This window comes from Pseudobutyrivibrio xylanivorans (assembly GCF_010906925.1).
Classification (GTDB): Bacteria; Bacillota; Clostridia; order Lachnospirales; family Lachnospiraceae; genus Pseudobutyrivibrio.
Genome location: NZ_VTVE01000002.1, coordinates 247,737 through 271,012, shown reverse-complemented (window position 1 = coordinate 271,012; position 23,276 = coordinate 247,737). Strand labels below are relative to the sequence as shown.

Below are 23,276 nucleotides of genomic sequence, written 5' to 3'. Positions count from 1 at the left end.
TTAATGCTTGTTCAATTTGATGATGAAAATAGAAATACTTTTAAGGAACAGATATTGAAGTTATTAGTATTTGGGAGTATACTAAAATCCCTAGGAATGACCCTAGGTAAGACAATTTCATATAGAAAGAGAGTCATATAATGGAAAAGTTACTTTTTACTTCAGAGTCAGTAACAGAAGGCCATCCAGATAAGGTATGTGATGCCGTATCTGATGCCATCCTCGATGCTTGCTTAGCTGAAGACCCAATGAGTAGAGTAGCTTGTGAGACTGCTTCATGTACAGGATTCGTTCTTGTTACAGGTGAGATCACAACAAAGGCTCAGCTCGACGTTCCAGCTATTGTTCGCAAGACTCTTCTTGAAATCGGATATGACGATGGAAAGAAAGGCATTGATGGAAACTCTTGCGCTGTTATGGTCGCTCTTGATCAACAATCCGCAGACATTGCTATGGGTGTTGACAAGGCTCTTGAGGCAAAGGAAGGCTCACTTGCAGATGATTTAGATACAGGTGCAGGTGACCAAGGTATGATGTTCGGTTTCGCAACTAACGAAACAGAAGAGCTCATGCCATACCCAATTTCTCTTGCTCATAGACTTGCTCTACAGCTTGCTAATGTCCGCAAAGATGGTACACTTAAGTACCTCCGTCCAGATGGAAAAACACAGGTATCTGTAGAGTACGACGAGGCTGGAAAGCCAGTTAGACTAGAAGCAGTAGTTCTATCTACTCAGCACGATGAAGACGTTACTCAAGAACAGATTCACGCAGACATCAAGAAATATGTCTTCGACCCAGTCCTTCCACAGGACATGATTGATGATAAGACAAAGTTCTACATCAATCCAACAGGCCGCTTTGTTATCGGCGGACCACACGGTGATGCAGGTCTTACAGGCCGCAAGATCATCGTTGATACTTACGGTGGATATGCTCGTCACGGCGGCGGTGCATTCTCAGGTAAGGATTGCACAAAGGTTGACCGCTCAGGTGCTTATGCAGCACGTTACGTTGCAAAGAATATCGTTGCAGCTGGACTTGCTGACAAGTGTGAGATTCAGCTTTCTTACGCAATCGGTGTAGCAGAGCCTACATCAGTTATGGTAGATACATTTGGAACAGGTAAGCTTTCAGATAACAAGCTTGTAGAAATCGTTCGTGAGAACTTCGATCTTCGTCCAGCTGGTATTATCAAGATGCTTGACCTTCGTCGTCCAATCTACCGTCCAACAGCAGCATATGGTCACTTTGGCCGTACTGATGTTAAGCTTCCATGGGAGCAGACAGATAAGGTAGATGCTTTAAAGAAATATCTTTAAGAAAATCAATATGCTATAATTAAGGCAGCCTCTAATATGGGGTTGCCTTTTTTATTATTTATTTGATGCTAGTAGATTTACCAGAATAAGGTACACAATATGAAATTAAAAAATCGACTTCTTATTTCTTTTTTTATAATTACAATTGTTCCTGTTGTGTTGTTTAACGCCTTGATGCTTGGCCTAAAAGAGGTCATTAGAAAGGCCAGTGAAGAGCAGTTAGGACGCAACATAGTGATGCAGGCTCTTAAGCATTACATGGATGATGGAGGCCTTTTTGATGAATTGGTTTTCAATTTTTGTGTAGCAGAGTTTGTGATTCTTCTTTTGACGGCTATTGTCATGGTAGTCTGGATATATAAGGGGATTGCGCCACAGATTAAGATACTTAAAATCGCTGCCAATAATGTAAAGGAAGGCAATCTGGATTTCAGTGTTGCTACAGGTGGCACAGATGAGATGTCAGAGGTGTGCAATGCCTTTGAGGATATGAGGGTTCGCCTTAAGAATAATGCCAAGGACCGTCTAGAGGATGAGGCGGAGCAGAGAGCATTGATTTCAAATATTGCCCATGATTTAAAGACCCCTATCACTGCCATTAAGGGATATGCAGAGGGTATGCTTGATGGGGTGGCCGACACTCCGGAAAAGCGAGAAAAATATATTAGAACTATTTACAACAAGGCTAACGAGATGAACACACTCATCAACGAGCTGACATTGTATTCAAATATTGATACCAATAAAATTCCGTACAATTTCCAAAAGCTCAACATACATTCTTATTTTGAGGACTGTATAGAAGAACTTGGAATGGACCTTGAAAATCAGCATATTCGACTTGACTATGCCAATTATGTCGACCCAGATGTGCTCATTATCGCTGATCCTGAGCAGCTTGGCCGTATTATCCACAACATAGTCAGCAATTCTGTTAAATACATGAGAGCCGATGTGGCCTCAAGAATTGCAATTACAATAAAGGACGTAGGTGATTTTGTTCAGATTGAGATAGCTGACAACGGCAAGGGAATCGCAACTAAGGATTTGCCTTACGTTTTTGATAGATTCTATAGAGCTGACGCATCGAGAAATTCTGCTGCGGGAGGCAGTGGCATTGGTCTTTCAATAGTCAAGAAAATCGTTGAAGACCACGGCGGTAAAATTTGGGTTACCAGCAAAGAAAACGAAGGAACTACAATGTACTTTGTAATTAGAAAATACCAGGAGGTAATGTATGAGTAGGATACTAATCATTGAAGACGAAGAGTCAATTGCAGAATTGGAAAAGGATTACCTTGAGCTTTCAAACTTTGAAGTAGATATTGAAGCAGACGGAGAAAAGGGATTACAGAAGGCGTTAGCTGGAAATTATGACATGTTTATTCTTGATTTGATGCTTCCTGGTTTAGATGGATTTGAGCTTTGCAAGCGCATCCGTGAGGTTAAAAATGTACCAATTCTTATGGTTACTGCAAAAAAAGAAGAGATAGATAAAATCAGAGGCCTTGGCCTAGGCGCTGATGACTATATTACAAAGCCATTCTCACCTAGTGAGCTTGTTGCTAGAGTAAAGGCTCATCTTGCAAGATACGAAAGACTTGTTCAGTCACCTGCTATTCAGAAAAATGAAATCAGCATCAGAGGTCTTCGAATAGACAAGGCCAGCAGACGTGTGTGGATTAATGGTGAGGAAAAAGTATTTACTGCCAAGGAATTTGATTTGCTCACATTTTTAGCAGAGAATCCTAATGTTATCTTCTCTAAGGAGCAGCTTTTCGAGACACTTTGGGGAGAGGAATCTATCGGTGATATTTCCACCGTTACAGTTCATGTTAATAAGATTCGTGAGAAAATTGAGTTAAATACATCAAAACCTCAGTATATCGAGACAATTTGGGGTGTAGGCTACAGATTTAAGGTATAAAAAAGTGTGTGGCATACACTGAAATTGTGTTAGAATATTCATATAATTTAATTTCTGAGGGGGAATTTGTATGAACATTATTTACGAGGACGATAGCATACTTGTATGCTACAAGCCTGCAGGTGTGGCTACCCAGACCAAAAACATTGGACAACAGGATATGGTGAGTCTCTTGAATAATTATTTGGCTGAAAAGGGAGAAAAACCAACAATCCGCGTCGTCCATCGTTTGGACCAGCCTGTAGAGGGAATCATGGTTTTTGCAAAGAGTCAGGAGGCTGCAAACAAGCTGACTAAGCAGATTACAGACCATGTATTTACTAAGAAATACTATGCAATTATTAGTAGGGAATCATTCCCAGATGAGGGAGAGTTGGTTGATTATCTAGTAAAGGATAATCGAACTAATCTTTCCAAAATCGTTCGAGACAATGATCCACGAGCTAAAAAGGCAGTTCTTAAATACAAGGTTGTGGACCAGTGGGACGACAGAAAGCTTTTGGATATTGATTTATTCACAGGCAGACATCATCAGATTCGCATACAGCTTGCCAGCAGAACAGCTCCTATCATAGGTGATGTGAAATATGGTGGAGCATCAACTGGTCACAGTCTTGCTCTTTGCTCACACCACATTGGATTTAAGCATCCTGTAACAGGCGAAGAAATGGGATTTGATGTGACTCCTCAAGGAGAAGACTTTAAAGATAGCCGCATAGCTGGCTAAAGAATACGGGGGAACTTTCTTGGTTAAAATATATGTGTTGGTATTTTTGCTGACTGCATTTATTATGTTGGCCTGCATAATCTATATAGGCACTCGGCACAAAATCAAAAATAACAAGCTTAATATTTCCATAGTGCAGCTTTTAAGTATAGGTATTCTTACATGCCTTGCCTATACTGCGGCCATAGCAACTCATATCGAAATACATTCTGAGATTGCCTACATAGTATATTTTTCAAGTATTGACTGGCTGCTTTTGACATTTGTCTTTTATGCAAGGCAATACACAAAGGTCTGGGCTGAAAATTATTCGGCTCCACTTATGACAGCCACAATCGCATTTATTGACAATATTAGCATAGTAGCTAATCTACGTTGGCACCATGTATTTGCTCTGAAAAAAGTGCATTTTGGTCCCGATGATTGGTTCTACGGATTCAAGACAACAGGCGATTACTATATGGTGCACCTTGTTTTTTGTTACATCATAGTTGCACTGGTAGTGATAATCTTTGCGAAAAAAGCACTTGCCACTAGTGGATTCCATAGAAACAGATATCTTGCAATTCTTGCAATGCTTGGCGGAATTGTAGTACTCAATGTTTTCTATCTGTTTTTTGATTTTCCAGTTGATATTTCCATATTCTTCTATGCTATCGCATCGATTTATGTGGCTTACTATACTCTTTTGTATAATCCAAAGGCTTTTGTGGAGTATATGCTCTCCACAATCACAGAGCGTATGGAATGTGCACTGATAGCATTTGATGAAAATGATAGTTGTATTTTTGCCAACCAATTTGCTAAGAGAATGTTCTCGCCTAGCGGAGACCGTCGATTGCTAGAGGAGCGTTTCAGAAAATGGAAGGATGGTCGAGAGGCAAATTCCATTTCAAACTCTAGCTGGAATGACATTTACACCTTAAATGGTGATGAGTACAGATTTGATATTCACTTCAATAAAATTTACGATAGGAGAGGTTACTACTGCGGATGTTACTATTCATTTTATGATGTAACAGGTGATTACCTGGCCTACGAGGAGGAGAAATATCGAAGCAGTCACGATAGCCTTACTGGAGCTCTAAATCGTGAGAGTTTCTATGAGGAAGTTCGAAACATATTGGACGAGAATCCTGACACAGAATATTTAATGGTCTGTGCCAATGTAAAGGGCTTCAAGCTCATCAATGACATGTTTGGAGTAGACGAGGCAGACAGATTACTTATCAAGGCTGCTGACACAATAAGGGAAAGACTTAAACCTGGAGCAATATTTGCTCGATTAGAAGCAGACAGATTTGCGGTGCTTATGCCAAAGAGTAGATACACTGAAGAAGTATTTATGACAGGCATGAACAAGGTAAGCCATTTCCTTAACAATGCCCAGTACCGCATGGTTATTTTGGTGGGAGTCTATGAGATATACGACAGAGAAGCATCTGTTATATCAATGGTAGACGGTGCATTTTTGGCCATTGATTCCATCAAGAGTAGCTTCAAGAATTCTATAGCTTACTATGGAGATATGCTCAGACGAGAGTATATGAGTGAGCAGAAAATCATTGGAGAATTCGAGGATGCTCTGTCTATGGGACAGTTTGCAATGTTTCTTCAGCCAGTAGTTAATATGGATGGCAAGATAGCAATGGCAGAAGCACTTGTACGCTGGATTCATCCTGACAGAGGAATCATAGCGCCAGGTTCATTTATCCCGTTATTAGAGAAGACTGGATACATTTACAAGCTTGACATGTTTATCTGGGAACAGGCAGTAAAGCGTCTGGCATATTGGGCATCAATAGACCGGGATGATGTTTCTATTTCCGTCAACATTTCCGTGAAGGATTTCTACTATATTGACTTGTTTGAGACGTTTACATCACTAGTTGAAAAGTACAGAGTAGATCCAAAACGACTAAAGCTTGAGATAACCGAATCAATATTCATGACAGAAAAAGAACGTCAAATAGATATCATTAATTCCCTGAAGGAATATGGATTCCTAATCGAGATTGATGACTTTGGAAGCGGCTACTCATCTCTTAACATGCTAAAAGAAGTTCCAGCCGACATCCTTAAAATGGATATGGCGTTCCTTTCAATGGATAAAAATGCTTCAAAGGGTCGCAAGATAATCAATACAATTATCACTCTTGCAAAAGCCCTAGGCATGTTTGTAATAATCGAAGGCGTGGAGAATAAAGAGCAGCTAGACTACCTGTCAGGAACCGGAGCCGATTATCTCCAAGGCTACTATTTCGACAAACCACTTCCAGTTAAAAAATTTGAAGAATACTATTTATAACATAAGGGCCCAGCAGGGCCCTTTATTTATGCCACAGGAGCGTATATTATGGTCCGCAGTGAATTGTTACTTTTAAAGTGGCAGTGGGCTTGTTTTTGGCTAGTTTATGTTATAAAATAAAACGGCTAATGTAATGAATTTATAAATATAAAGGAGAAAAAAATGGCACAGGAAAAAAAGCTGGTAGAAGCGATTACCTCTATGTCAGAGGATTTCGCACAGTGGTATACCGACGTAGTCGTTAAGGCTGATTTGATTGCATATTCATCAGTAAAAGGATGCATGATTATCAAGCCTGATGGGTATGCTATTTGGGAAAATATCCAGCACGAGTTGGACAGAAGATTCAAGGCGACAGGAGTACAGAATGTGTACATGCCGATGTTTATTCCTGAGAGTCTTCTTCAGGTTGAGAAGGATCATGTTGAGGGATTTGCACCAGAGGTAGCTTGGGTTACACATGGTGGTCTTAACCCGCTTCAGGAACGTCTTTGCGTTCGTCCTACATCTGAGACTCTTTTCTGTGATTTCTATAAGGATATTATTCACTCTCATAGAGATTTGCCAAAGGTTTACAACCAGTGGTGCTCAGTAGTTCGTTGGGAGAAGGAGACACGTCCATTCCTTCGTTCGAGAGAGTTCTTATGGCAGGAGGGCCATACTGCTCATGCTACAGCAGAGGATGCAGAGGAGCGTACAGTTCAGATGCTTAACCTTTACGCAGACTTCTGTGAGGAAGTTCTTGCTATGCCAGTAGTTCGTGGACAGAAGACAGAAAAAGAAAAATTCGCAGGTGCTGAGGCTACTTATACAATCGAGGCACTTATGCATGATGGTAAGGCTTTACAGTCTGGTACTTCACATAACTTTGGCCAGAACTTCTCTAAGCCATTTGGTATTCAGTACACAGATAAGAATAATCAGCTTCAGTATGTTCACCAGACATCATGGGGCATGACTACACGTCTTATTGGTGCTATTATTATGGTACATGGTGATGATTCAGGTCTTGTACTTCCACCACGTATTGCACCTACACAGGTTATTGTTATTCCTATTCAGCAGAAGAAGGAAGGCGTGCTTGAGAAGGCTGCAGAAGTTTGTGAGCGTCTTGGAAAGACAATGCGCGCTAAGCTTGATGATTCTGACAAGTCACCAGGTTGGAAGTTCTCAGAGGCTGAGATGCGTGGTATCCCAGTTCGTGTAGAGCTTGGACCAAAGGATATCGAGGCTGGCAAGTGTGTACTTGTTCGCCGTGATACTCGCGAGAAGATCGAGTGCTCACTTGATGAGGTAGAGACAAAGGTAGCTGAGCTTCTTGAGACTATCCAGAAGGAGATGTTCGAGAGAGCTAAGGCTCATAGAGATAGCCACATCTTTGATGCTCACAATTATGCTGAGTTTACAGAGATTGCAAATAATAAGCCAGGATTTATCCGTGCTATGTGGTGCGGCGATGAGGCTTGCGAGAACAAGATAAAAGAGGATTTAGCTGTAACAAGCCGTTGTATGCCATTTAATGATCAGGAGCAGATTTCTGACGTATGTGCATGCTGTGGCAAGCCAGCTAAGAAATTAGTATATTGGGGTAAAGCTTATTAATATGAATTTACCAGCAGACGTTTCGAAAATAATAAATATTTTAGAATCTAACGGACACGAAGCCTACGCAGTGGGCGGCTGTGTCCGTGACTGCATTCTAGGGAAAAATCCCCATGATTGGGATATAACCACATCGGCTTTGCCTGAGACGGTAAAGTCTCTTTTTGATAGGACTTTTGATACTGGAATTGAGCATGGCACTGTGACAGTTCTTTTGCATGGTGTAGGCTATGAGGTTACAACATACCGTGTTGATGGCAAATACGAGGACGGTCGTCATCCTAAGGAGGTTACATTTACTGCCTCACTTGAGGAGGACTTAAAGCGTAGGGATTTTACTATCAATGCCATGGCTTACAATGAGACTAAGGGCCTAGTGGATTTGTTTGGTGGTGAGGCCGATTTAGAGGCAGGGATTATTAGAGCGGTAGGCAATCCTACAGAGCGTTTTACAGAGGATGCTCTTAGGATGCTTAGAGCCCTCAGATTTTCTGCCCAGTTGGGATTTGACATTGAGGCAAATACTTATCAGGCTATTAAGGATTTGGCGCCAACTTTAGAGCGTATTAGCGCAGAGCGAATTCAGGTTGAGATGGTAAAGCTTGTTACATCAGACCATCCTGAGCGTATGAGAGACGTTTATGAGACTGGACTTACAAAGGTATTTTTCCCTGAATTTGATGCTATGATGGAGTGCGACCAGGTAAATAAGCACCATATGTATACTGTGGGTGAGCACACTATTGTATCTATGGGATTGGCACCTGCTGATAGGGTTATCCGCCTAGCTATGCTTTTACATGATATTGCAAAGCCAGTTTGCAAGACCACAGATGAAAATGGCCAGAATCATTTTAAGATGCACCCGGTAGAGGGGCAGAAGATGGCAAAGGCGGTGCTTCGCAGACTTAAGTTTGATAACGACACCACTGATAAGGTCTGCAACTTGGTGAAAAATCATGATGATAGACCAGCTATCAATGAGCGAAATATCCGCCGCATGATTATAAGGGTGGGTCAGGAGAATTTTAATGATTTGCTTGCAGTTAAAAGAGCGGATTGTCTGGCCCAGAGTATGTACCATAGGCAAGAGAAGCTTCAATATATAGACGAGCTTGAGAAGATGTTCAATCAGATAGTTGCGGCAGGGGATTGCCTTAAGATAAAGGACCTTGAAATCAATGGTAAGGACCTGATTCAGATGGGTGTGCCACAGGGACAGCGCATAGGAGAGGTTCTAAATACTATTTTTGATAGGGTGGTAGATGAGCCAGAGCTTAATAATAGAGACATTCTTATTAAAATGGCTAAGGAGATTATCGGATAACTATTTCTGGGGAGATATGGTAAAATTATGGGTATGAAAGGGCTTTTTACTAATAAAATATCTAAATTAATATTGATGGGGCTTCTTATTATGGCAGTTGCTGTTGGATGCGGCCAAAAGAAAGGTGGCAACAATGCAGTCACAAGCCATACAGGAAGTGCCCTTAAAACTGAACAGACAGAACAGGATGCGGATGTCCTTGTAGAAGGCGGAAACAAGCCTCTGTATATAGTTGAGGATTTGAACATGACAGAGGAGACCATAGCTTTATACTCTATTGACGAGGCAAAGCAATATCGCTATGGCTACAATATGACTACCAAGTTTTTGGATAAGTATGGGGACAACAGCACCTGGGCAGAGTTTACCATAGGTTCTGTGGTGACTATTGGAGATTTTTTACCATCTTCTGGAGCATTAGGAGAGGTTAAGAAATCGACAGATGTCTGGATTCTTGATGATCTATCAAAGTATTCAATCGATGAAAGCAAGAATTTAATAGCCATAAATGGCAGCAATTATAAGCTGACAGGCAACACAAAAGTCTATTCCGACACAGAGAAAATACTTGTATCGGATATTGGCAAGGATGACATTATTACTGTTATCGGACGGGAAAAAGAAGTTATCTCTATTGCTGTAACAACAGGCCATGGATACCTTTATTTGTCAGATACATCGCTATTTGATGATAGTATGATTTTCATTGGCAATAAAATCGTATCAATGGTCAATGGAGATGAGATAATAGAAGTTCCTGAGGGAACATACAAGATTACTGTAGCTAACAACGGCTGGGGTGGCAGTGGAGAATATACTGTTGTAAGAAACGAGACCACCCAAGTAAGCCTAGAGGATTTAAAGGGTGATGGACCGTCCTTCTGCTTGATTACCTTCATGGTGACTGTGCCAGATACCCATGTATATATTGATGGCCAAGAGGTAGATGTTACAGAGCCTCAATATGTTCAATACGGAAGTCATAGTCTAAAGGTGCAGTGTCAGGGATACACTTCTTGGAATAAGACCCTTGTTGTCAATTCAGAATCTGCAACAATTACTCTTGAGTTAGAGTCAGAAACTGGCACCTCATCGGCGGATGAATATGACAATACTACAGAAAATAGTCAAGAAAATGACGATTCAGAATCATCTGAAAATGAGCCGGAAACAGAGACTGCTGGTAGCACAATTAAGGATGATTACGACTATGAAGTAGACTATTTGTCAACAGTTTCAGACCTCATAAGTAACCTTATGGAGTAAAAAAATGTGAAAAAAAAGTGAACGTCCCGAAAAATCAAGGGTTTGTAAATAGTAATAGTGTTTAAAAAACGAGTAAAAAATTTGTAATAATCCATAAAAACCTTATAAATTCGGGACTTTTTGGGCATAACGTGTTGACAGACAAAATTAAAAGAATTATAAAGGATATTGTAGTTACTAAGGGCGAAGTCCCTAGCTATAAATTAAAATTCTCGAGGAGGAATAGTAATGAACAAGACAGAATTAGTAGCAGCTATCGCTAGCAAGGCTAACATCTCTAAGAAGGACGCAGAGGCTTCTGTAAAGGCTTTCACAGAGGTTGTTGCTGAAGAGCTTAAGAAGGGGGAAAAGATTCAGCTTGTAGGCTTCGGTACATTCGAGGTTTCTAAGAGAGCAGCTCGTACAGGTAGAAATCCACAGACAGGTGCTGAGATGAAGATTCCTGCATCTAAGGCTCCTAAGTTTAAGGCTGGTAAGGCACTTAAGGATTCTATCAACTAATTATTAGAATCACCTGGGGTTCGGACAATCCGAGCCCCTTTATTTTATTCAATTAATCTAATGATTACGCCAGTTACGTTCACAAGCCTTAGATACTCTTTGCCGGACTAACACGTCCTTGCAAAGAGCACTAAGAGCTTGCGAACTACTGGCTAGATATAGAAATAATTGGGATTATAGGTAGCCAGCTGTTTATAGTCAGAGTAAGAGACTCAAGTTGGAGCACCGATTCTAAAATGTAGTTGATAGGCCGCTATTTTTGAGGATGGATGATGAGACTAGACAAGTATTTAAAAGTAAGTAGACTTATAAAGAGACGTACTGTTGCCAATGAGGCATGTGACAGCGGTAGAGTACAAATTAATGGAAAAATTGCGAAAGCTTCCACTGATGTTAAAATTGGTGATATAATAGAGATAGCATTTGGTAACAAGAATGTGAAAGTTGAGGTCTTAGATATTCAAGACACAACAAAAAAAGATGCGGCAGCGGATCTTTTTAAATACCTATAGACTATAGGATATGGTACTATATTCTAAATGTATATAAGGGGAGTAATATGGCAAGAAATAACAGAGGACGAGCTGTAAGGCGCAGAGCTCGAAGACGAAAGAAAACCTCCACAGGTAGAATATACGTAGCAATAGTAATGCTCTTCATGATTGCTGTTATGGCAATCCAGGTTATTAGACTCTACGATAAGAATCAGGAGCTTAAGAAAGAAGAGGCTACATTGCAAGAACAGGTAGACGCTGCTAACGAAAAGAGTGAGCAGTTAAAAGAGGAGGCAGAGTTCGCAGAAACAGACGAATACACTGAGCGAGAAGCTGCAGAGAAGCTTGGACTTACATATGAAAATTGGATTATTTTTAGACAAGAAGATTAGAGATTTTATCGTTAAATATAAAATGTTAGAAAGAGGCGACAGAGTGGTAATAGGCCTTTCAGGCGGTCCCGACTCGGTGTGCCTTTTTTTTGTTCTTTTAGAATTAAAAGAAGAATATAATTTAACCCTTAAGGCACTTCATGTAAATCACTGTATTAGAGGCATAGAGGCTGATAAAGACCAGGAGTTTGTTAGGAATCTTTGCCTTACCCATGGAGTTGATTTGGAGGAGCATGTGGTTGATATTCCAGCCTTAGTTGAAAAGACAGGACGTTCAACTGAGGAAGAGGCTAGAATAGCCAGATACGAGCTGTTTGAAAAGGCGGCGGAGAATCTTGCAAATGAAACTGGAAAACCCGCTAAAATTGCAATAGCCCATAATGCAGATGATAATGCAGAGACTGTGCTTTTCCATATGGCTAGAGGGACAGGTCTTGATGGCATGTGTGGCATTGCACCAGTCAGGGACAATATAATAAGACCTCTTTTGGAGGTGCCTAAATCAGAGATTCTTCAGGTTTTAAAAGACAATAATATAGACTACTGCATTGATGCCACAAACAATCAGGTGGACTATGATAGAAATAGAATCAGACATAATATTATGCCTGAATTTGCCCAGATTAATGATAGGGCCCTGGAGCACATTTCAGAGATGACACAAAGGCTCACAGAGGTTGCTGATTATATCAATCTGGAGGCGCGAGGACTTTTGCAGATTGCCAAGGAAGAAAATGGACATTTGCGAAAGAGGGCAATAGCTACGGCACCTTCAGTTATTGCAAGCCAGGCAATAAAGCTTTACCTTAGTTCGTTTATGCCATACCAAAAGGATGTGTCAGCTGTTCATGTGGATAAGATTTTGGAGTTATTAAACGAAGATGGAGAGCGACAGGTTCAGCTTCCATACAAGAAGACTCTCATTATTTCCTACGAGGAGATGTATGTGTTAGAAGAGGACGAGACTAAAGTTGAACCAGTTTTTAATTATCGGGAATTTGATTATGAACAGGGGATGAATTACCCTACAGACCGCTATACTAAATGGTTTGATTGTGATAAAATATCGGGTAATGTTGTAATAAGAAATAGGGCTGAGGGAGATTATCTTACCATTGATTCTGAGGGTAATCACAAGCTTCTGCAGGATTACTTTATAGATGAGAAGATTCCACGGCATTTACGTGATGAAGTGCCACTTGTATGTGATGACAGTCATGTGATGTGGGTGGTTGGATATCGCATCAGCGAGCATTACAAGATTTCTAAAAATACTACTCGAGTATTAGAGATAAGTTACACGGAGGAATAGGAAAATGAGTGAGAACATACGAGTTCTGTTGCCAGAAGAAGAGCTTGCAGCACGTATAGCTGAGCTTGGAGATCAGATTAGCAAAGATTATGAAGGCGAGAGCGTATTTTTGGTTTGTATTCTTAAGGGAGCTTCATTCTTTGCATGCGAGCTTGCTAAGAGAATTACAGTACCAGTTATTATCGACTTCATGGCTACATCAAGCTACGATGGAGGTACAGTATCTTCTGGAGTTGTTAAGATCAAAAAGGATTTGGATTTAGATCCAACAGGACAGAACGTTATTATAGTTGAGGACATTATCGACAGTGGAAATACATTGAATTTCTTAGGTCAGCTTTTCAAGGACAGAGGTGCAAAATCAGTCCGTATGGTTACTATGCTTGACAAGCCAGACCGTAGAGAGGTTGATGTGCACGTAGATTATACAGGATTTACTATTCCTGATCAGTTTGTTGTGGGTTATGGATTAGATTATGATCAGAAGTACCGCAATCTTCCATATATTGGAGTTGTGGAGCTAGACTAGGAGGAGATTTTGAGAAAACGTAGAGCGTCGGGGATGCTAATATACGCCCTTTTTGTTGCAGTAGTATTATTCATTTTATATACCAGTATGGGAAAGTCTACAACTGACTATAACATGGCTCAGTTCAAGAAGGCTGTTAAAAATGATAATGTATCTTCTGTTAGTATTTCTCAGAATCAGGAAGTGCCAACAGGTGTTGTTACAATAAATCTTTCAAATGGTGAGCAGGCCACACTTTATGTATCAGATGTCAATGATTTTCAGCGTGAGCTTCAGGAACTAGACGTTGCATATACCCTCAGCGATATTCCGCATGATAGCTGGATATCAGAGTTATTGCCTATGCTCATTGTCCTTGGAGCAGTATTCATCTTATTTATGATAATGATGAATGCTCAGGGGTCAGCTGGTGGCGGCGCCAATGCCAAGATGATGGACTTTGGCAAGAGCAGAGCCAAGATGACCAATAAAGAGGATATTCACACTAGATTTAATGATGTAGCTGGTCTTAAGGAAGAAAAAGAAGAAGTAGAAGAGCTTGTTGATTTCCTTAAGGACCCAAAGAAATATACTGATTTGGGAGCTCGTATTCCAAAGGGCGTTATTCTGGTAGGCCCTCCAGGTACTGGTAAGACACTTCTTGCCAAGGCTATTGCTGGTGAGGCTGGAGTACCATTTTTCTCAATATCAGGTTCTGATTTTGTAGAGATGTTTGTTGGTGTAGGTGCTTCTAGAGTGAGAGACTTGTTTGAAGAGGCAAAACAGAATGCACCTTGTATTGTCTTTATAGATGAGATTGATGCTGTGGCTAGACGCCGTGGTACTGGTATGGGTGGTGGCCATGATGAGCGTGAGCAGACACTCAACCAGCTCCTTGTAGAGATGGATGGATTTGGTGTCAACGAAGGCATCATTGTAATGGCGGCTACCAACAGAGTTGATATTCTTGATCAGGCTATTATGAGACCTGGCCGTTTCGATAGAAAGGTCTATGTAGGTAGACCAGATGTTAAGGGACGAGAGGAAATCCTCAAAGTTCATGCAGCTAACAAAAAACTTGGCGATGATGTAGATTTACATCAGGTGGCTCAGACTACTGTTGGATTTACTGGAGCTGATTTGGAGAACCTCCTTAATGAGGCGGCTATTCTTGCAGCAGGTGACAACAGACCATTTATAAAGCATGATGACATTAAAAAGTCATTTGTTAAGGTTGGTATCGGTAAGGAGAAAAAGAGCCGAGTTGTTTCTGAAAAAGAAAAGAAGATTACAGCTTATCACGAGGCAGGACATGCTATTTTATTCCATGTGCTTCCAGATGTAGGACCTGTTTATTCGGTTTCTATTATTCCAACAGGTGCTAGCGCAGCTGGTTACACAATGCCTATCAACGAAAATGATGAGATGTTTAACACCAAGGGTAAGATGACTCAGGATATCATCGTATCCTTAGGTGGTAGAGTTGCTGAGGAGCTTATTTTTGATGATGTGACAACAGGTGCATCTAACGATATTAAGCAGGCTACTAACTTAGCTAGAAATATGGTTACAAAATATGGCTTCTCTAAGAATATAGGTATGATTCATTATGGGGATGATGAAGAGGAAGTATTCATTGGTAGAGATTTAGCTCATGCTAAGAACTTCTCAGATTCTACAGCAAAGCTCATCGATGAAGAGGTTAAGAAGATCATTGATGAATGTTATGAAAAAGCTGTGAAAATTTTGAGAGATAACGAGCAGATACTTCATAAATGTGCTAATCTATTGTTAGAGAAAGAAAAGATCGGACGCACAGAGTTCGAAGAATTATTTGGTGTTACAACTCAGTCAGACGGTGAAAATGAGTTTGATGGAGTCGCTGTAGAGGGGATTGATTGGGGGAACTAGTGCAATATGCACAAAAAATATTTAGGATGTTTGTTATGTTTGTGCACACTTAGGTGCTGCTACCCCATATAATAAACATCGTAAAAACCCCCCAATACATTATATAATTTTTACTAACCCCATAGTAAAAATACCTTCTCCTAAAAAGACAGCGATCGTTGCTGTCTTTTTTACTATCTAAAAATATTCTTCTAGCTCACGTCTAGTTTAAGGGGAGACTTCATGAATATCCAGGCGATTTACTCCGACGGAACAGCTGAATATAGAACTCCAATGGAACCTGAAGAAAACGAATTAGTTACTATCAGGCTTAGAGCTTATCACCAGGAAGATATCCAGGTATTTTTGGTGTCTGGTGCCAAGGAGAATATCCAGATGAAACTGGAGCGCACCAGAGGCGAGTTTGATTTTTATGCCTGTGATGTCCAGTTGGGCACAGAAGAGTTTAGATATCATTTTGAAATTGTAGGCGACTACGGTGGAATCTATTACTATGACAGGGTTGGATTATGGAGAGATTATCGCGAGCATTATGAATTTTCAATAATGCCAGGCTTTTCCACACCAAGCTGGTCAAAGGGTGCAGTTATGTACCAGATTCTTGTAGATAGATTTTGCAATGGGGATACTTCTAATGATGTTAAGAGCAATGAGTATTTTTATGTAGGAGCTCCAGTGCAGCAGGTTAAGGATTGGAATGCCATGCCTGCAAATTTGGATATAGGACGTTTTTATGGTGGCGACCTAGAGGGTGTACGACAGAAGTTCCATTATTTAAAAAGCCTTGGAGTAGAGGTTATTTATTTTAACCCATTATTTGTCTCACCATCTAATCATAAATATGATACTTCGGATTATGATTACATAGACCCTCATTTTACAGTAATAAAAAATGATGGCGGCGAATGTCTCAAGCAGGGTGATTTCAATAATGCCCATGCTACTAAATATAAGACGAGAGTTACCAATAAGGAGAATCTGGAGGCTAGCAATAAGTTTTTTGCTGATTTTGTAGAAGAGGCTCATTCCAAAGGAATTAGAGTAATCATTGATGGAGTTTTTAACCACTGTGGTTCATTTAATAAGTGGCTTAATAGAGAAAAGATTTATTCAAAAGCGGAGGGATATCCTGCAGGTGCATACGAGGCAAAAGATAGTCCCTATAATAGCTTTTTCAAATTTAACGAGGATAAATGGCCAGATAATAAAAGCTATGATGGCTGGTGGAGTCATGACACCCTTCCAAAGCTTAATTACGAGGAATCGCCAAAGCTATATGAATACATTATGAATATAGGCAAAAAATGGGTGAGCCCTCCTTATAATGTAGACGGATGGCGCCTTGATGTGGCAGCGGATTTAGGTCATTCAGAAGAATTCAATCATAAGTTCTGGAGGGACTTCAGAGAGGCTGTTAAGGAGGCTAATCCAAATGCAGTGATTCTAGCAGAGCACTATGGTAATCCGAGTGCTTGGCTTGATGGTACTCAGTGGGATACCATCATGAACTATGATGCCTTTATGGAGCCGCTTACATATTTCCTCACCGGCATGGAAAAGCATTCAGATGAATTTCAACAGTCGGCTTTGGGGAATGGCGATAGATTTAAAAATACTATGCTTCACTTTATGGCTCGTCTAAAGACTCCGTCTTTATATTGTGCCATGAATCAGCTATCTAACCACGACCACTCGAGATTTTTAACTAGAACCAATCACAAGGTAGGCAGAATTGCTACCATGGGAACTCAGGCTGCAAATGAGGGCGTTAGCATCCCTGTATTAAAATTAGCTGAGATGGTTCAGTTTACATGGCCGGGAGCGCCAACCCTTTATTATGGCGACGAAGCAGGTGTTTGTGGATTTACAGACCCGGATTGTCGACGAACATTTCCATGGGGAAATTGCAATTATGACTTGATAGATTACACCAGAGATATTATTATGGTACACAAGCTTAGTCGTGCTATAAAAGAAGGATCATTTAGATTCTTAAATTGCGGGCAGGGATATATCAGTTACGCAAGATTTACAGCTGACGAGCAGATTATTGTGGTTATAAACGCGAACTCTAATAATATTGATGTTGATATTCCGGTTTGGATAGCAGGCACGCCGCTTAATTGCAATCTGGAGAGATTAATTATGAGCAACGAGGTTGGATATTCTATCATGCCGACCGATATAAAAGTTGAAGGTGGTAACCTTCATGTCAGTCTCACACCGCAGACTGGCATAGTGTACAAAAGGAAATAACAATTTTTGTTTCCAAAGCTTTATCAATATATTGTATAATATGTTTATGGTTTGGGTTGAATGCCACAATACCTAGTTATTTAAGTTCTACGGGAGAGTTATTATGGCAAAGGATCTCACATGTCAAAATGAAGTCGACATGCAGGCACTTGAGGACCGACATAAAGAGTTAGAGAAAGCATGGAACGATTTACTAAAAGAAAAAAGAGAATTTGAAGCAAGGATTCACACCTTGGAGCAGCAGGAAAAGCAGTTTGAGTTGAAATGGGATATGCTCATTCGTGAGACTCAAAAGCTTGCTGATGACAAGAAGCAGTTCGAGCGCAAGAAGAAATTCTTCGAGCATGTACAGGTGAATTCTGAGGATTCGTACAGCCAGACGGACAATATTGTCCACGGAGAGATGTTCTTCTCTGGTGTATCTACACAAAAGGCGCTGAAAAAGCGCTATAAGGAACTCATCAAAATCTATCATCCAGATGGAGAATCAGGCGATACAGCCACAGTAGCTGAGATTAATCGCGAGTATGAGGACCTTAAGACACAGATGAATTAAACGAGATTAAAAAAGTTGCACCTTTGGGTGCAACTTTTTGCTTATAAAATAAACTGCATATCAGTTGGTAAATCTGCCACAAATGACATAGGACTTCCTGCAATAGGGTGAGTAAATTCTATTTTGTGAGAATGTAGGGCTTGCCTATTCATATATTCAAAATCTGGATTGTAGAGATGATCTCCAATTAGCGGATGTCCTATATATTTGAAGTGAACACGTATCTGATGGGTGCGGCCAGTTTCTAGATGAATTGAAACAAGGCTGTGCCCATTATTTCCTTTGATAACCTCATAGTGAGTAACAGCTCGCTCGCCATTTTCAAAATCCACCTGTCTTGTGATTATAGAATCATCTACCCGGCCAATAGGCGCATCAATAGTGCCTGTTTTTTCTGCTAGAGTACCTCTTACTATTGCATAGTACTCGCGATAAAACTGCCTGTTTTTTACCATGGTAGATAAAATGTTGGCGCTCACCAGATGCTTGGCAATAACTGTCAGCCCGGAAGTGTTTTTATCAAGTCTATTGGCGCATCTGAAGATAAAAGGCTTCCCCTGGGACTCATAGTAATATGCCAATCCATTTGCAAGAGAATCCTCGTAATGATTGAGACTAGGATGTATAGGCAGCCCTGCAGGCTTATTTATTACGATTATATCTTCATCCTCATAGACGATATCTAAAGCCATCTTCACAGGAGGGATTTTCTCGGAAGAATTATCCTCTGATATATTTACAGTTAAAACCTCCCCGGCGGAAAGCTTTCTATTCATGTGAACCCACTGCCCATTAATTACCACATTATTTGGCATTTTCTTGATTGCAGTGATATTGGCGCTAGAGTAACCCTGAGATTTCAAATATTTATCTATTAGAAAACCATCGTATTCAGTTGAAATTTCGTATGTAAGAGTTCTGTTCATAAGATGAATGATAATAGGCATTTTATAACAAGTCAATTGAAAAAGATGTGTTGTAGAAATTAGATATTGAAATAATAGATAATATGGGATAAACTGTTAAAAAAATATAGGTAGCGGGGCACTCCTTTGCAGGTATTATATTAATTTTTATAAAACTTTTTTAATTTTTATAAAACCCAACTCCATTCTCATTCGTCTTATATATAAAGTGAGAAAGGAGGAGCTGAATATGAGAAAAAGGAAACCCTGGTGAAATAACTATTTTTTATTCATTAGTAAAGCGTGATATGGCAGCATATTCTGCGACAAGAGAAAAAAAGGAAAAAATATTTAAACGAATAATTATTAATTTTAAGGAGAATGCGAAATGAAAAAAAGAACAATGGCATTATTGCTAGCTGCATTAATTGGAAGTATATCAGTGTTCACAGGTTGTGGTTCAAATGGAGAAAAAACTGGAGACACTACAGGAGAAGCGACGGCTGATGAAAGCGGAGAATCAACAGCAAGTTTTGGAGCGCGTATGTTAGAAGAATATCCAATCGATACAGATGATCAAGCAACGCTTGATACAATGGAAACAGATTATTCGAAAGTAAACTGGCAAGTGGTCTATGAACCGGAGCCAGGAATTATTGTATCCGAAGGGACTTTTGTTAAAGAACAAAAAATAGGGCCTGCTAGTAATCATTTGATAGTTGCATTTACAAATTTGACAGGGGACCATGCAAAGTTATCTATTGAAGGATATGTTGAAAATAAAGATGATGATGTGATTTATGATTTAATAGATAATGAGGTGGAGATTTGGGCTGGAAATACAGTTGCTCGTGATATTGATTTGCAGACTGAAGAAGCTTCAGGAAATATCAAATGGAACAATATTACCATCGAGCCATCAGCTTTAAAATATGCTCCATACGAAGTTAGCCCAGAATTGACTAAAAAAGAATCTGGTCTATATGGAATTGAACGAAACTTATATGATGTTGAAGCACAATGCATAAGCGGCGCGTTTTTTGAAACAAGACAGTGTGGTCTTATTCTAGACGATGGTGGAAATATTATATATGGAATTGATAGTACAGATTGTGGTTATCTTGGGTTAGGAGTCGAAACGTTTAACGGGAAAAACGCTGACGTCGCATATTTCTGCAATTCATACAAAATTGATTAATAATTGGAATAAAACCTTAAAACATCTCTTGAATAAATAATTGGTGTAAATAATTAAATGGATATTGGAGGATAAATGGATTTAGTTACAGCGGTAGAACTTGCCAAGCAGCATGATAATGAAGGTATAGCTTATTTATATGAGCAGACTTATCAGAAGAATTATTATGTGGCTCTCAAGTATATGACAAATGAGGAAACAGCCCAAGATGTGCTTCAAGATGCATATATTAAGGCGTTTTCTAATATTGATAAGTTAGAGAATTCGGATAAATTTGAAAACTGGATGGCTCGAATTGTAGCTACAACTGCCCTTGATGAACTTAGAAAGAAAAAGCCAACACTCTTTTCAGATACTGAAAATGAAGAGGGCCAAACAATCGAGGATACATTCGAGGATGACAGAGTTGAGATTCGGCCTGAAGTTGTGATGGATAAAAAAGAAACATCACGACTTGTTCAGGAGATGATGGCGGATTTGTCTGATGAGCAACGTGTGTGTATTACCATGTTTTACATGGAAGAGATGTCTGTAAAAGATATCGCAAATACATTAGAGGTTTCTGAAAATACTGTAAAGAGCCGATTGAATTACGGTAGACAAAAGATTAAAGATAAAGTAATTGCTCTAGAAAAACAGGGAACAAAGCTCTACAGTCTTGCTCCACTTCCATTCTTTGTATGGATTATCAAAGCAGAGATGGCAAAGACTACTGTGGCAGTTCCTACATTTACGGCAATCGTTTCTGGTACAGTATCTGCGGCAACTGGAACGACTGGAGCTACTGCAACAACTGCAGGTGGCATAACAGCCGGTGAAGCTGCGAAAGTAGCAGTAGGAATTACTACAAAGAAAATAATTGCTGGAGTAGTTGCTACAGCTGTAATTGGAGGTACTGCAACTGGCTTAGTCATTCATGGAAAAAATAATGGAGAGAAAGAACCAGAAAATGTAGAAGAGACAACTTCATATAACAACCCAGATGAAGAAAATGGTCCGCAATTATCAGAATATAACAGCTCGATTACTGAACCTTGCAAAGTGGCGATATATGAAAATAAGGCATATTATGCTCTACATGAGAAGGATATAGATAGGGAAGTTATCTATGAGTATGATTTGGATACAGAAGAAAAGAAAGCTGTCTACACATCGCCAGAAGAGACATATATGGACTTTGGTACAATGGTTGCTAAAGATGGATATTTATATTGTGCCGTTAATCCACAGGATAGAGGTGAAGATGATTGGGTAGATGGCGCGGCATATATATATCGATATGATTTAGAATCTTTTACGGAGGAAAGACTTTGTGAAGGATGGGATATATTTATGGTTGATGGAAATACATACTGTACAGTATTTGATCCAGACACTGACTATTTACCATATTGGGTAGCTTCCGTAGATTTAGATTCATTAGAAGTAAATAGATTGGCAGTGCTTCGATTTAATGTAGAAGATTATGGTTATTCGGAACCAGATTTTAATGATAGTGTTTATTATTTTTCTTATAATAATCAGCTTTGCTTGTGTAAGAAAGTATTTGATATAAATGCTGAAGAATATGTGGTATGTGAAGCATATGTGTTGGATGGTGAGAGATTAGATACAAATGAAATAAAGCTGCCGGATTATAAAAAAAGAATAAATGCTATAACCTCAGCATTACAAGAAATGTTTGGTTTAGAAAATTGTTCGGGTATACATTATATGGCAGATGATTATATTTGTTTAGATTATTGCCCAAATGGAAGGCATGTGGAAGGCTACTATATAATTAGCCCAGATGGCAAAGTGTCATTATTAAATTAACTGCTGTATGAAAAATGAAGGAGATATTGATATGAAAAAAAGAAAATTAGCTTTATTACTAATAGCAACTATCGGAGTGCTTACAGTTTTATCGGGCTGTGGCTCAAAGGAGGATTCCATAGCGGAATCTGCAAAGGGAGAGATAGAAGATGTTGCAGAAGAAAATGCTTTTGGTGCGCGTTCTTTAGAAGAGTATCCTATATCAGATGATACTAAAACAAAGCTAGAAGCTTTGACTACAGATTATTCAAAAGTAAATTGGGAAGTTGAATATGAGCCTAAGCCTGGAATTGTAGTTTCTGAAGGCACGTTTGTAAAAACAACAAGTATGGGTTCAGAAAACTATATTGTAGTAGCATTTACAAATTTAACAGGAAATCATGTAAGCCTTTCTCTTAAAGGATATATAGAAGATGAAGATGGCAAAGTAGTAAAAGATATTATAAAAGATGATTTAGAGATTTGGGATGGAAATACTGTTGCAAGAGAGGTGAATTTGAATTATGCAAATGCTTCTGGAAATATTAGATGGGATAATATTACTATTGGAGCATTGGATAGAGAATATGTGGATTTTGCAATACATTCAGAGTTGACGACAAATGCGTATGATCAATACTATATTGCCTCTAATTTGGAAAAACTTCCAGAACACGATAGCACTAAGAGATTCTCCCAGCAGGAGTTTGGAGCATGTGGGCTTGTTTTAGATAAAGATGGAAACATTTTATATGGACAGAATGCAGGAGCATTTGATAGTGGTGCAAAGGGTATTAGTATGGCGATAGAATCATTTGGCGGTGAGAATGCAGATGTTGCATACTTCTGTAATCCTTATTTGTAAAGGTAAGTATAAAGAGTTTAGGAATGATTACAGTCTTTTGGGTCTTTGGTTCAAAGGAGAATTAAAAAAAGAGACTAGCGCAGCTGCTAGTCTCTTTTTAGAAGG

The 23,276-nt window shown here is 39.5% G+C and carries 20 protein-coding genes; 19 read left to right on the top strand and 1 reads right to left on the bottom strand.

Annotated elements, in window-relative coordinates; all coding sequences use genetic code 11:
* Positions 1 to 140 precede the first annotated feature (140 nt).
* The 16 genes from metK (at position 141) to F0Q01_RS07925 (ending at position 18,409) form a co-directional block, all read left to right on the top strand.
* The gene (metK, locus tag F0Q01_RS08000) at positions 141 to 1,322 is read left to right on the top strand and encodes a methionine adenosyltransferase (RefSeq protein WP_090155366.1); all 1,182 of its coding nucleotides are present in this window, start codon (positions 141 to 143) and stop codon (positions 1,320 to 1,322) included.
* A 99-nt stretch (positions 1,323 to 1,421) separates the two neighbouring features.
* On the top strand, positions 1,422 to 2,567 hold the full coding sequence (locus tag F0Q01_RS07995) for a sensor histidine kinase (RefSeq protein WP_090488011.1): 1,146 nt from the start codon (positions 1,422 to 1,424) through the stop codon (positions 2,565 to 2,567).
* Positions 2,560 to 3,249: a response regulator transcription factor gene (locus tag F0Q01_RS07990; protein WP_090155368.1), complete on the top strand. Its 690-nt coding sequence runs from the start codon at positions 2,560 to 2,562 to the stop codon at positions 3,247 to 3,249. The genes F0Q01_RS07995 and F0Q01_RS07990 overlap by 8 nt, the downstream gene beginning before the upstream one ends.
* Before the next feature lie 70 nt (positions 3,250 to 3,319).
* Positions 3,320 to 3,976, top strand: coding sequence for an RluA family pseudouridine synthase (locus F0Q01_RS07985; RefSeq protein WP_090155370.1), 657 nt, complete (start codon positions 3,320 to 3,322; stop codon positions 3,974 to 3,976).
* 34 nt (positions 3,977 to 4,010) lie between these two features.
* A complete protein-coding gene (locus F0Q01_RS07980; protein WP_163927191.1) occupies positions 4,011 to 6,284 on the top strand; it encodes a GGDEF domain-containing protein in 2,274 nt (757 codons plus the stop codon).
* A 162-nt stretch (positions 6,285 to 6,446) separates the two neighbouring features.
* Positions 6,447 to 7,886 carry a proline--tRNA ligase gene (proS, locus tag F0Q01_RS07975; RefSeq protein ID WP_090488007.1) on the top strand — a complete coding sequence of 480 codons (1,440 nt, stop codon included), beginning with the start codon at positions 6,447 to 6,449 and terminating at the stop codon, positions 7,884 to 7,886.
* The gene (locus F0Q01_RS07970) at positions 7,882 to 9,213 is read left to right on the top strand and encodes a CCA tRNA nucleotidyltransferase (RefSeq protein ID WP_090488005.1); all 1,332 of its coding nucleotides are present in this window, start codon (positions 7,882 to 7,884) and stop codon (positions 9,211 to 9,213) included. The genes proS and F0Q01_RS07970 overlap by 5 nt, the downstream gene beginning before the upstream one ends.
* A 27-nt stretch (positions 9,214 to 9,240) precedes the next feature.
* Positions 9,241 to 10,479 (top strand): hypothetical protein, encoded by a 1,239-nt coding sequence (locus F0Q01_RS07965; protein ID WP_090488003.1) that lies wholly within the window; start codon positions 9,241 to 9,243, stop codon positions 10,477 to 10,479.
* 228 nt (positions 10,480 to 10,707) lie between these two features.
* Positions 10,708 to 10,980 carry an HU family DNA-binding protein gene (locus F0Q01_RS07960; protein WP_015548570.1) on the top strand — a complete coding sequence of 91 codons (273 nt, stop codon included), beginning with the start codon at positions 10,708 to 10,710 and terminating at the stop codon, positions 10,978 to 10,980.
* 272 nt (positions 10,981 to 11,252) lie between these two features.
* Complete coding sequence (locus tag F0Q01_RS07955) at positions 11,253 to 11,492, top strand: RNA-binding S4 domain-containing protein (protein WP_090155384.1); 240 nt, start codon at positions 11,253 to 11,255, stop codon at positions 11,490 to 11,492.
* 47 nt (positions 11,493 to 11,539) lie between these two features.
* Positions 11,540 to 11,866 carry a septum formation initiator family protein gene (locus tag F0Q01_RS07950; RefSeq protein ID WP_090488001.1) on the top strand — a complete coding sequence of 109 codons (327 nt, stop codon included), beginning with the start codon at positions 11,540 to 11,542 and terminating at the stop codon, positions 11,864 to 11,866.
* Entirely contained in the window at positions 11,832 to 13,178 is a 1,347-nt protein-coding gene (gene tilS / locus F0Q01_RS07945; protein ID WP_090487999.1) for a tRNA lysidine(34) synthetase TilS, read from the top strand. The genes F0Q01_RS07950 and tilS overlap by 35 nt, the downstream gene beginning before the upstream one ends.
* Before the next feature lie 4 nt (positions 13,179 to 13,182).
* The gene (gene hpt / locus F0Q01_RS07940; protein WP_090155389.1) at positions 13,183 to 13,707 is read left to right on the top strand and encodes a hypoxanthine phosphoribosyltransferase; all 525 of its coding nucleotides are present in this window, start codon (positions 13,183 to 13,185) and stop codon (positions 13,705 to 13,707) included.
* Between the two features lie 33 nt (positions 13,708 to 13,740).
* Positions 13,741 to 15,597: an ATP-dependent zinc metalloprotease FtsH gene (gene ftsH, locus F0Q01_RS07935; protein WP_090487997.1), complete on the top strand. Its 1,857-nt coding sequence runs from the start codon at positions 13,741 to 13,743 to the stop codon at positions 15,595 to 15,597.
* 222 nt (positions 15,598 to 15,819) lie between these two features.
* The gene (locus F0Q01_RS07930) at positions 15,820 to 17,853 is read left to right on the top strand and encodes a glycoside hydrolase family 13 protein (RefSeq protein ID WP_090487994.1); all 2,034 of its coding nucleotides are present in this window, start codon (positions 15,820 to 15,822) and stop codon (positions 17,851 to 17,853) included.
* 103 nt (positions 17,854 to 17,956) lie between these two features.
* Positions 17,957 to 18,409: a hypothetical protein gene (locus tag F0Q01_RS07925; RefSeq protein WP_090155396.1), complete on the top strand. Its 453-nt coding sequence runs from the start codon at positions 17,957 to 17,959 to the stop codon at positions 18,407 to 18,409.
* A 41-nt stretch (positions 18,410 to 18,450) separates the two neighbouring features.
* Here the strand turns inward: F0Q01_RS07925 and F0Q01_RS07920 are convergent, their stop codons facing one another.
* Positions 18,451 to 19,371 (bottom strand): RluA family pseudouridine synthase, encoded by a 921-nt coding sequence (locus F0Q01_RS07920; protein ID WP_330584278.1) that lies wholly within the window; start codon positions 19,369 to 19,371, stop codon positions 18,451 to 18,453.
* Between the two features lie 331 nt (positions 19,372 to 19,702).
* On the opposite strand from F0Q01_RS07920, the gene F0Q01_RS07915 reads away from it, so the two are divergent.
* From F0Q01_RS07915 to F0Q01_RS07905, 3 genes are all read left to right on the top strand, one after another.
* Positions 19,703 to 20,512, top strand: a complete 810-nt coding sequence (locus F0Q01_RS07915) for a hypothetical protein (RefSeq protein WP_090487992.1) — start codon at positions 19,703 to 19,705, stop codon at positions 20,510 to 20,512.
* Between the two features lie 75 nt (positions 20,513 to 20,587).
* Positions 20,588 to 22,327, top strand: a complete 1,740-nt coding sequence (locus F0Q01_RS07910) for an RNA polymerase sigma factor (RefSeq protein WP_090487990.1) — start codon at positions 20,588 to 20,590, stop codon at positions 22,325 to 22,327.
* Positions 22,328 to 22,358: 31 nt separating this feature from the next.
* Entirely contained in the window at positions 22,359 to 23,171 is an 813-nt protein-coding gene (locus F0Q01_RS07905; RefSeq protein WP_090487988.1) for a hypothetical protein, read from the top strand.
* The last annotated feature ends 105 nt before the right edge of the window (positions 23,172 to 23,276 follow it).

Coding starts and splice junctions, on each gene's coding strand:
- F0Q01_RS07905 (WP_090487988.1), top strand. CDS start 22,359: ATGAAAAAAAGAAAATTAGCTTTATTACTAATAGCAACTATCGGAGTG.
- F0Q01_RS07965 (WP_090488003.1), top strand. CDS start 9,241: ATGGGTATGAAAGGGCTTTTTACTAATAAAATATCTAAATTAATATTG.
- F0Q01_RS07950 (WP_090488001.1), top strand. CDS start 11,540: ATGGCAAGAAATAACAGAGGACGAGCTGTAAGGCGCAGAGCTCGAAGA.
- F0Q01_RS07925 (WP_090155396.1), top strand. CDS start 17,957: ATGGCAAAGGATCTCACATGTCAAAATGAAGTCGACATGCAGGCACTT.
- F0Q01_RS07910 (WP_090487990.1), top strand. CDS start 20,588: ATGGATTTAGTTACAGCGGTAGAACTTGCCAAGCAGCATGATAATGAA.
- tilS (WP_090487999.1), top strand. CDS start 11,832: ATGAAAATTGGATTATTTTTAGACAAGAAGATTAGAGATTTTATCGTT.
- F0Q01_RS07915 (WP_090487992.1), top strand. CDS start 19,703: ATGAAAAAAAGAACAATGGCATTATTGCTAGCTGCATTAATTGGAAGT.
- ftsH (WP_090487997.1), top strand. CDS start 13,741: ATGCTAATATACGCCCTTTTTGTTGCAGTAGTATTATTCATTTTATAT.
- F0Q01_RS07995 (WP_090488011.1), top strand. CDS start 1,422: ATGAAATTAAAAAATCGACTTCTTATTTCTTTTTTTATAATTACAATT.
- F0Q01_RS07990 (WP_090155368.1), top strand. CDS start 2,560: ATGAGTAGGATACTAATCATTGAAGACGAAGAGTCAATTGCAGAATTG.
- F0Q01_RS07960 (WP_015548570.1), top strand. CDS start 10,708: ATGAACAAGACAGAATTAGTAGCAGCTATCGCTAGCAAGGCTAACATC.
- F0Q01_RS07985 (WP_090155370.1), top strand. CDS start 3,320: ATGAACATTATTTACGAGGACGATAGCATACTTGTATGCTACAAGCCT.
- proS (WP_090488007.1), top strand. CDS start 6,447: ATGGCACAGGAAAAAAAGCTGGTAGAAGCGATTACCTCTATGTCAGAG.
- F0Q01_RS07930 (WP_090487994.1), top strand. CDS start 15,820: ATGAATATCCAGGCGATTTACTCCGACGGAACAGCTGAATATAGAACT.
- metK (WP_090155366.1), top strand. CDS start 141: ATGGAAAAGTTACTTTTTACTTCAGAGTCAGTAACAGAAGGCCATCCA.
- F0Q01_RS07955 (WP_090155384.1), top strand. CDS start 11,253: ATGAGACTAGACAAGTATTTAAAAGTAAGTAGACTTATAAAGAGACGT.
- hpt (WP_090155389.1), top strand. CDS start 13,183: ATGAGTGAGAACATACGAGTTCTGTTGCCAGAAGAAGAGCTTGCAGCA.